We start from the raw sequence: 9,193 nt of genomic DNA, 5'->3' as shown, positions 1-9,193 counted from the left end.
CGACTCTATCAGACCGTTTCGCGATCCGATTTCCTCGGTGCTTTCCAGGTTCCCGCTTTCGCGTTTCCCTTTCCGGCGGTTCCGACTCTATCAGATCCTTTCGGGCCTGATTCCCAGTCAGCGGGGCTTGTCTTCCCAGCCCTTGGGCCGTTCCGACGTCCCAAACTTTAGCGGATCCTCTCGGCAGTTCCTAATCGGACCGCCGTGTCCCAATCAAATTGAATTCGGGCACACCGAATTCACCCGTTTGGGAGATCGTGCTGGTGGTTTGGGGTGCCGCTACTGCGGCGGAGGTGCTACCGCAGAACCGTTACGGCCCCGTGGCAACTCGAAGAACCCTACGGATCCAGCAGGGTGATGTCAACCGCCCCTGTCAAGATCTTTTAATCGAGGTCGCTGAGCCGGCCGCCCGCGTCCGGCTGGGCGTGCTCCACGCGTCGTAGAAGACGCGTCAGAACCTCACCGAGGACACCGCGCTCGTCGGCGGACAGGTCCTGGAGGAGGTCCTCCTCGAAGACCGTGGCGAGGCGCATGGCCTCCAGCCACTTCTCGCGCCCCTCGTCCGTGAGCTCCACGATCACGCGGACACGGTTCGACTCGTCGCGCTCCCGGGTGACCAGACCCTCCGCGACCATCCGGTCGATCCGGTGGGTCATCGCGGCCGGGGTCAGGCCCAGCCGCTTGGCGAGGTCGCTGGGACCCATCCGGTAGGGCTCGCCGGACAGGACGAGGGCCTTGAGGACCTCCCACTCGGCGTTGCTGATGCCCAGGGTGGCGGTCTGGCGGCCGTAGGCGACGTGCATACGGCGGTTGAGGCGGCCGAGGGCCGACACGATCTTCTCGACCTGGGGGTCGAGATCCCGGAACTCGCGCTGGTAGGCGGCGATCTGTTCGTCGAGTGTCGGCTCGGTTGTCGGCGCGGTGACGCCGGGGGTGTCGCCCATGTCCGAAGTATCGCACGAGCTCGCTTGGCATTGAAGTCCTTCAAGCTGTACAGTTCAACATCTAACTTTAGCTTCGAAGTCTTCAGGCCTGCATCCATGCGCGCCGAAGCTTCACGACCAAGGCAGGTGAAAGTGACCAGGGCGATGGGCGCGGCGATGCGCCGGATCCACGTGGGCAACGCACTCGGAGCGTTCGGGCTCGGCTTTACCGTCCCCTTCCTCTACGTCTATGTGGCGCAGGTTCGGGGACTCGGCTCCATGACGGCGGGCCTCGTGCTCGCCGTCTTCGCCGTGGCCGCTCTCGTGGTGCTGCCGTTCGCCGGGCGGGCCATCGTCCTGCGCGGCCCGCTGCCGGTCCTGCTCACCGCCCTGGTCACCGCCGCCTTCGGGGCGCTGAGCCTGGGGCTCGCGAGCAACGCCACGGCCGTACTGCTGTCGGCGGCGGCGCTCGGTGCGGGGCAAGCCGTCATGCAGCCGGCGCTGGCGACGATGATCGTGGACTGCTCGACGGCCGACACGCGGTCGCGCGCCTTCGCGACGCAGTTCTTCCTGCAGAACCTCGGGCTCGGCGTGGGTGGCCTGATCGGCGGCCACATCGTCGACACGACCCGCGCGAGTTCGTTCACGCTGCTGTTCGCGATCGAAGCGGCGATGTTCCTGGTACTGGTCGTGATCATGGCGACCGTACGGGTGCCGCACGCGCCGCGGATCAAGGGGGACGCGCCGCAGGCCGAGGGCGGCAGCTGGAAGCGGCTGCTCGGCGACCGGGCCATGGTCCAGCTGTCCGTGCTGGGCTTCGTGCTGTTCTTCGCCTGCTACGGGCAGTTCGAGTCGGGGCTGTCCGCGTACGGCGTCGAGGCCGCCGGGATCTCGACCTCCGCGCTCGGTACGGCGATGGCGGCGAACACGGCGATGATCGTGGTGGCGCAGTTCGCGGTGCTGAAGTTCGTCGAGCGCCGGAAGCGGTCTCGGGTGATCGCGGCGGTGGGCCTCATCTGGGCCGTGGCGTGGCTGACCGCCGGATACGCGGGGCTCGGACACGGCAGCCAGACGATGGCCACGGCGGCGTTCGTCTCCACGTACGCGCTGTTCGGACTCGGCGAGGCGATGCTGTCGCCGACGGTCGCGCCGCTGGTCGCGGATCTCGCGCCGACGGGACTGGCCGGCCAGTACAACTCCGCCTTCGCGCTGGTTAAGCAGCTCGCGCTGGCCGTCGGTCCGGCGGTGGGCGGTCCGATGGGGGCCTCGCTGCACGGTCCGTACGTCGTGACGTTCCTGCTCTTCTCCCTTGGCATCACGTTCCTGGCGCTGCGGCTCGGGCGGCAGCTCAGCCCTGTACAGAACCAGCCGTGGCTGGCGAAGAGCCGGGTGGTGGCTCAGGGTGGGGCGGCACCCGCGGAGCCGGTGCCGGCAAGCGCCTGACGGAGGTTGGCCTCGGCCTCGAACGCCGGACCGGCTGAAGGACGTGCGCGCCGGGGTGGACAGGGCGCGAGCCCTCGAACGCCGGACGCCCCAAGGCTTTGGGGGCGCGGGGAACTGCGCGGCCGGCCCCCACCCGCCCGCAGACGAGGAACACCCCCGCAGCCGCGGGTCAGCCGGTGGTACGGGGTAGGGCGAACTCGCACCAGACCGCCTTCCCTCCCCCGGGTGTACGCCGCGACCCCCAACCGGAAGCGATCGTCGCGACGATCGCGATACCGCGGCCTGCCTCGTCGGCGGGCTCGGCGCGACGCCGACGCGGCAGATGGTCGTCGCCGTCGGTGACCTCGATGATGAGGCGGCGGTCGGTACGGCGCAGCCGAAGGCGCATCGGCGGGGTGCCGTGCTGGAGGGAGTTGGCGACCAGTTCGCTGGTGGCGAGGACGCCCAGATCATGAAGGTCGGACGGGAAACGCCAACTCGTCAGCACGCCGGAGGCGAAGGCACGCGCGCGTGGAGCCGCTTCCACGCCGCCCAGCAGCTCCAGGGCCGCGTTGCGGAAGAGCTCGCCGTCGGGGCCCGTACGGGAGGGGTGCTGGAGGACGAGGACGGCCACGTCGTCGTCGTGGTCGGCGGTGACGCCCGCGGAGCGGACGAGGCGGTCGCAGACGACCTGGGGCGTGCCCGTCGCCCCCGCGAGGGCGCGTTCCAGGGACGCGATCCCCTCGTCGAGGTCCTCGTTACGGCGCTCGACCAGGCCGTCGGTGTAGAGGACGGCCGTGGAGCCGGGCCCCAGCGGGACCGAGCCCGAGGCGTGCATCCAGCCGCCGGTGCCGAGCGGTGGTCCGGTGGGTTCATCGGCGCGGATCACGGTGCCGTGCTCGTCGCGGACGAGGATCGGGAGGTGGCCCGCGGAGGCGTACACGAGTCGCCCCTCGTTGGGGTCGTGGACGGCGTACGCGCAGGTGGCGATCTGGTTGGCGTCGATCTCCGTGGCGAGTCCGTCGAGGAGTTGCAGGACCTCGTGCGGGGGCAGGTCGAGTCGGGCGTACGCGCGTACGGCGGTGCGCAGTTGCCCCATGACGGCCGCGGCGCGCACTCCGCGGCCCATCACGTCGCCGATGACGAGCGCGGTGCGGCCGCCGCCGAGGGTGATCACGTCGTACCAGTCGCCGCCGACCGCGGCCTCGGTGCCGCCGGGCTGGTAGGTGGCGGCGACGCGCAGGTCGTCGGGTTCTTCCAGCTCCTGGGGGAGCAGGGAGCGCTGGAGGGTGACGGCGGTCTCGCGCTGGCGGCGCTCGCTGGCGCGCAGTCGCTCGGCGGCCTCGGCGTGGTCGGTGACGTCGGTGGCGAAGACGAGTACGCCGCCGTCCTGGCCGTCCGGGGTGGCGTCGACGGGCGTGCAGGTGAAGGTGTACGAGCGGCCGCCGGGTGCTTTGCGGGACTTGACCGTGCGCGGCTTGGCGCTGCGCAGCACCTGGTCGAGGAGCGGGAGCAGGCCGATCTGCGCGAGCTCGGGCAGCGCCTCGCGGGCGGGTTCGCCGACGGGCCGGGCGCCGAAGGCCGCCACGTAGGCGTCGTTGACGTACGCCACGCGGTGGTCGTGGCCGTGCACGAGGGCGACGAGGGCCGGGACGCGGTCGAGTACCTCGCGCACGGGCAGGTCGTCGACGGCGGGCACGGGTGGCGCGTCGTCGGTCAGGTGCTCGGCGCGGGCCGCGGGCACGGAGCCCTCGCCTCGACGGTCCGGGGAGGCCGTGTGTTCGGTTCGCGCCGCGGCGCGGCGCTGCGTTCCGGGGAGCCGGGCGCTCCAGCGGGTGAAGTTCACCGAATCCTTGCCTCGTGATTGTCGTCTCCGGTCAGCTCCGGATCCGGCCGGGGGTCCGGCCCGCGGCCGGAGCCACTGGAGCGCTGCCTCCCTGATCGGAACCCGGGAAATGCGGCGCTGGGGAAGAAGCCTGTGGGTGCGAAGAGCGAACCGTCGGCCCGCCCAAGGTCGGGACCAGTCTGGCCGACCGGACCGACATCCGTCAGACGCCTGCCTGATCGGTGGAGTTCCTGGGTCCGGTCAGGACGACCCCTTCGGGTCGAGCTTCGGGTCGATCGGATGCTTTCCACCGGCCGCGAGTTCGAACTCCGCTCGAGGATGTTCGAGCGATCCGAGGGACACGATCTCCCTTTTGAAGAGCCCCGCCAAGGTCCATTCGGCGAGCACGCGGGCCTTGCGGTTGAAGGTCGGGACCCTGCTCAGGTGGTAGACGCGGTGCATGAACCAGGCAGGATAGCCCTTCAGCTTGCGCCCGTAGACGTGCGCGACACCCTTGTGCAGCCCGAGGGACGCGACCGAGCCGACGTACTTGTGGGAGTACGTCTCCAGGGGCTCCTCGCGCAGGGCGTGCGCGATGTTGTCGCCGAGGACCCTGGCCTGGCGCACCGCGTGCTGGGCGTTGGGCGCGGTCTCCTTGCCGGGCTCCTCGACGGTGACATCGGGGACGGCGGCGGCGTCTCCCGCTGCCCACGCGTGTGGGGCGCCGTCGACGGTCAGCTCGGCGGTGCACTTGAGGCGCCCGCGCTCGTTGAGGGGGAGGTCGGTGGCGGCCAGGATCGGGTGCGGTTTCACACCGGCGGTCCACACGACCGTCCGCGTGGGGAAGCGGGCGCCGTCGCTGAGGACGGCGATCCGGTCCGCGCAGGAGTCGAGGCGGGTCTCGAGGCGCACGTCGATGTTGCGGCGGCGCAGCTGGGTGACCGTGTACTTGCCCATCTCCTCGCCGACCTCGGGGAGGATGCGGTTCGAGGCCTCGACGAGGATCCACTTCATGTCGTCGGCGTTGACGTTGTGGTAGTAGCGGGCGGCGTAGCGGGCCATGTCCTCGAGTTCGCCGAGCGCCTCCACACCCGCGTAGCCGCCCCCCACGAAGACGAAGGTCAGGGCGGCGTCGCGGATCGCGGGGTCCCGGGTGGAGGAGGCGATGTCCATCTGCTCGATGACGTGGTTGCGCAGCCCGATGGCTTCCTCGATGGTCTTGAAGCCGATGGCGTAGTCGAGGAGGCCGGGGATCGGGAGGGTGCGGGCGACCGAGCCGGGGGCGAGGACGAGTTCGTCGTACGTGATCTGTTCCGTGCCCGCGCCCTCCTCGGCGGTGGCGAGCGTGCTGAGCGTCGCGGTGCGCTTGGCGTGGTCGATGCTGTGGGCCTCGCCGACCACGATCCGGCACCGGTCGAGGACCCTGCGCAGCGGAACCACCACGTGGCGCGGCGAGATCAGGCCCGCGGCGGCCTCGGGAAGGAACGGCTGATAAGTCATATAGGGGTCGGGGGAGACGACGGTGATCTCGACCTCGCCCCGGTTCAGTTCCGGCTTCAACTTTCGCTGGAGGCGCAGGGCGGTGTACATCCCGACGTAGCCGCCGCCGACGATGAGAATGCGCACAGGTTCCTTCACCATCCCATGACGCACCCCGCTCTTGAGTTTGTCCACAGGCTCGACAATTTGTGTGACCGACCGCCGGGGGCCCGAGGGGTTGGCCGGTTTGCCTGAGTGCGGGAAGAGTGCGCAGGTCAGCGGGGGTGATCGAGAGGTTCGGAGGGGGCGTAATCGGGAGGTACCCGACCCGTACTCCGATCGGGGGGCGCTCCGTGCGGAACCTGCCCCTTCTGAATTGACCCCCACTCAACTATGTTCGTGTGTCGACGGGGTGTAGGGGGATGCGCTCGACGAGTCCGCACGGCGGGTTCGTGAATCACGCTTGTTCCCGCACGCTCCGGCTTCCAATGGCGGGGAGAGTCTCCGGGGGGAGACGTCATTACCGGGGGAACGCTTATGCACATTCAGGATTCTCGTTGGTCTTCCGCGTCTGCCATCGCATCCGGTGGCACGGTCGGCGCGGCGGTTGGCGGCAATGGCCGCGGTCCGGTGGACGGATCGCGGACGACGCCGCTACGGGTGGACGCACAGCGCAATCTGGAGCACGTACTGCGCGCGGCGCGCGAGGTCTTCGGCGAGCTGGGGTACGGCGCGCCGATGGAGGACGTGGCGCGGCGCGCCCGGGTCGGCGTCGGCACGGTGTACCGCCGCTTCCCGAGCAAGGACGTCCTGGTCCGTCGGATAGCCGAGGAGGAGACCTCCCGGCTGACCGACCAGGCGCGCGCGGCGCTCGGTCAGGAGGACGAGCCGTGGTCGGCGCTCTCGCGCTTCCTGCGTACGTCGGTGGCCTCGGGTGCCGGGCGGCTGCTGCCGCCGCAGGTGCTGCGGGTCGGCGTCGCGGAGGACGGGCCCTCGGCGGACGAGGCGCGGGTGCCGCAGCAGCGGTCCCAGCTCGCCCCCGAGCTCCGGCTCGTCGAGCAGCGGTCGGCGCCCGAGGAAGAAGCCATGGCCGCGGTGGCCGACGACGCCGGTGCGGCCGCGCTGCTCGACGTGGTGGGCCGGCTGGTGGATCGGGCGCGCGCGGCGGGCGAGCTGCGGGCGGACGTGACCGTGGCGGACGTACTGCTGGTCATAGCCACGGCGGCGCCCTCGCTGCCGGATGCCGCTCAGCAGGCCGCGGCCTCGGCCCGGCTGCTGGACATCCTGCTGGAGGGGCTGCGCTCGCGGCCGGCGTGATGGTGGTCGGGGTGACGGAGTCCGAGGTGGCGCAGTCCGGGGTCCGCACATTCCGGCCACAGCGCAACTGCCTTATGGGGAGCGTTTATTGACTATTCCCCAAACGAGTGACCGCTAGTGCTGTCGTGTGGCAAGTCCCCACGGACGAGTGGTTGGTCCGTGCGGTGGGGTCCCGCCCCTGAAGCGTGTGGCACTCTGTCCCGGTATTCGGGTCCGAGTGTGCAGGCGGGGGCTTTCCGCGATGAGCGTTGACGGTCGGGACGAGTCACTCGGTGACGGTGGCGCGGAGGCCGGCGGGTCGCCCTCACGGCAGGTACCGAGCCAGGGCGGTCCGTCGGGCATCACCTCGGAACCCTCGGGCACGCCGGGCGCTTCAGACGCTTCGGATACTTCGGGCGCTTCGGGCGTTCCGAGGGACCGCAGCGTTCCGGCACAGCGCGACCGGTTCGACCGGCGTGACGGCGGGAACGTCATGCCGCCCCCGATCGGGCTGCCGCCCTCCGACGCCGATCTGATCGGGCGGATGCGCGCGGGCGACGACACGGCGTACGAGGAGTTGTACCGCCGTCACGCCGAAGCCGTCCGTCGCTACGCCCGCACCTGCTGCCGGGACGCGCACACCGCGGACGACCTCACCGCCGAGGTGTTCGCCCGCATGCTCCAGGCGGTCCGCCGCGGCCACGGCCCCGAGCACGCCGTACGCGCGTATCTGCTGACCACGGTCCGCCGCGTCGCCGCGAGCTGGACGAAGTCCGCGAAACGGGAGCAACTGGTCGACGACTTCGCGGCGTTCGCCGCGCAGTCCTCCCGCACGTCCGAGGTGTCCGACGACGACACGCTGGACCTGGGCGCCGACGTACGGGCGATGCACGAGGCCGAGCAGTCGATGGCCATGCAGGCGTTCCGGTCGCTGCCGGAGCGGTGGCAGGCCGTGCTGTGGCACACGGAGGTCGAGGACGAGTCCCCGAGCGCGGTCGCCACGCTTTTCGGGCTCGACGCCAACGGCACCCGCGTCCTGGCCAGCCGCGCCCGCGAGGGCCTCAAGCAGGCCTACCTCCAGGCACACGTCAGCACCACGCTCACCATGGACGAGGAGTGCGCGCGCTACGCCGACCGGCTCGGCGCCTACGCCCGCGGCGGCCTGCGCACCCGGGCCGAGCGCGGACTGCGCAAGCACCTGGAGGGGTGCGCCAAGTGCCGGCTGGCCGCGGGCCAGATCAAGGAAGTCGCCGGCGGGATCCCCGCGGTCGTGCCGGTCGCGGTCATCGGTTGGTTCGGGGCCGCCGGGTACGCGAAGGCCGTCGCGCTCATCGCCGGGGGCGCCGGGGCGGGCGCGGCCGGGGCGGCGGGCGCCGCGGCGGCGGGCGGCGGCTCGGGCGGGGCGGGGGCCGGGGGCGGCGCGGCCGCCTCGGAGGGGCTCGGCGCGCCGGTCAAGGCCGGTATCGCGGCGGGAGTCGTCGCGGTGGCCGCGGCGGCGGTGGCACTCACCCTCGTCGGCAACGCCAGCCCGGTCAAGCAGCCCGAGGCCAAGGCGCCGGCCGCCTCGCCGGTGGTCGAAGCGCCGCAGCCGCAGCCGACGCCGACGCCGAGTCCGTCGAGGAAGCCCGCGCCACAGCCCCCGGTGGTGGCCCTCGCGCCGACGCCCAGCCCGACCCCGACTCCCACTCCCCGGACCACCCCGAAGCCCACGACCGAGCCGTCCCCCACCCCGACGCGGGCGCAGCCGAGGCCCACCCCCACGCCGCCCCCCGCTCCGACGCCCGCACCCACCCCGCCGCCGCCTCCCGCACCGGTCGTCTACCAGTGGAACGAGTTGAAGTACGGCGTCACCGGCGACCACACCAGGCCCGAGATGCGACTCGGCGAGAGCAGCTGGGTGTGGCAGCGGTGGGGGGTGTCGATCGCGGGTCAGCAGTACACCCACGGCGTGACCGTGCACGGCGAGTCCTCGGTCACCATCGACCTCAACCGCGGCTGCTCGGCGTACGACGCGCTGGTCGGCGTGGACGACCTGACGCTGGGCCTCGGCCAGGTGAGCTTCTCCGTGTACGCCGACGGAGCGCGCCTGTGGCAGTCGCCACCGGTCAAGGGCGGCGACCCCGCGATCCCCGTGCATGTGAACCTCACCGGCCGCACAACGATTCGGCTGGCCGTCGAACCGCACACGAGATTCGACGCGGTGGCCCTGGCGGACTGGGCGGAATCCACGTTCCAGTGCCAGTGAGGT

At 71.4% G+C, this 9,193-nt stretch carries 6 protein-coding genes; 3 read left to right on the top strand and 3 right to left on the bottom strand.

The window, feature by feature from the left end:
• Window positions 1-383: 383 nt before the first annotated feature.
• Window positions 384-944 carry a MarR family winged helix-turn-helix transcriptional regulator gene (locus tag ACIQTP_RS34090; protein WP_403407259.1) on the bottom strand — a complete coding sequence of 187 codons (561 nt, stop codon included), beginning with the start codon at window positions 942-944 and terminating at the stop codon, window positions 384-386.
• A 144-nt stretch (window positions 945-1,088) separates the two neighbouring features.
• Here ACIQTP_RS34090 and ACIQTP_RS34085 point away from each other — a divergent pair, with 144 nt between their 5' ends.
• Window positions 1,089-2,366, top strand: coding sequence for an MFS transporter (locus ACIQTP_RS34085; RefSeq protein ID WP_402051293.1), 1,278 nt, complete (start codon window positions 1,089-1,091; stop codon window positions 2,364-2,366).
• Window positions 2,367-2,535: 169 nt separating this feature from the next.
• On the opposite strand, the gene ACIQTP_RS34080 is transcribed toward ACIQTP_RS34085, so the two are convergent.
• Together ACIQTP_RS34080 and ACIQTP_RS34075 are read right to left on the bottom strand one after the other, a co-directional pair.
• Complete coding sequence (locus ACIQTP_RS34080) at window positions 2,536-4,191, bottom strand: SpoIIE family protein phosphatase (protein WP_403407257.1); 1,656 nt, start codon at window positions 4,189-4,191, stop codon at window positions 2,536-2,538.
• 240 nt (window positions 4,192-4,431) lie between these two features.
• On the bottom strand, window positions 4,432-5,811 hold the full coding sequence (locus ACIQTP_RS34075) for an NAD(P)/FAD-dependent oxidoreductase (RefSeq protein ID WP_403407255.1): 1,380 nt from the start codon (window positions 5,809-5,811) through the stop codon (window positions 4,432-4,434).
• Between the two features lie 375 nt (window positions 5,812-6,186).
• On the opposite strand from ACIQTP_RS34075, the gene ACIQTP_RS34070 reads away from it, so the two are divergent.
• Complete coding sequence (locus tag ACIQTP_RS34070; protein ID WP_402051303.1) at window positions 6,187-6,966, top strand: TetR/AcrR family transcriptional regulator; 780 nt, start codon at window positions 6,187-6,189, stop codon at window positions 6,964-6,966.
• Between the two features lie 241 nt (window positions 6,967-7,207).
• Window positions 7,208-9,190, top strand: coding sequence for a sigma-70 family RNA polymerase sigma factor (locus ACIQTP_RS34065; protein ID WP_403407253.1), 1,983 nt, complete (start codon window positions 7,208-7,210; stop codon window positions 9,188-9,190).
• Window positions 9,191-9,193 lie beyond the last annotated feature (3 nt).

It is taken from the genome of Streptomyces sp. NPDC090798 (assembly GCF_044768965.1).
In the GTDB taxonomy this organism is placed as follows: Bacteria; Actinomycetota; Actinomycetes; order Streptomycetales; family Streptomycetaceae; genus Streptomyces.
The sequence above is the reverse complement of the archived record's forward strand: the minus strand, read 5'-3'. Positions and strand labels throughout refer to the sequence as shown.

Excerpts from the sequence above, each read along its gene's own strand:
- ACIQTP_RS34090 (WP_403407259.1), bottom strand. The coding sequence starts at position 944 with ATGGGCGACACCCCCGGCGTCACCGCGCCGACAACCGAGCCGACACTC.
- ACIQTP_RS34085 (WP_402051293.1), top strand. The coding sequence starts at position 1,089 with ATGGGCGCGGCGATGCGCCGGATCCACGTGGGCAACGCACTCGGAGCG.
- ACIQTP_RS34075 (WP_403407255.1), bottom strand. The coding sequence starts at position 5,811 with ATGGTGAAGGAACCTGTGCGCATTCTCATCGTCGGCGGCGGCTACGTC.
- ACIQTP_RS34070 (WP_402051303.1), top strand. The coding sequence starts at position 6,187 with ATGCACATTCAGGATTCTCGTTGGTCTTCCGCGTCTGCCATCGCATCC.
- ACIQTP_RS34065 (WP_403407253.1), top strand. The coding sequence starts at position 7,208 with ATGAGCGTTGACGGTCGGGACGAGTCACTCGGTGACGGTGGCGCGGAG.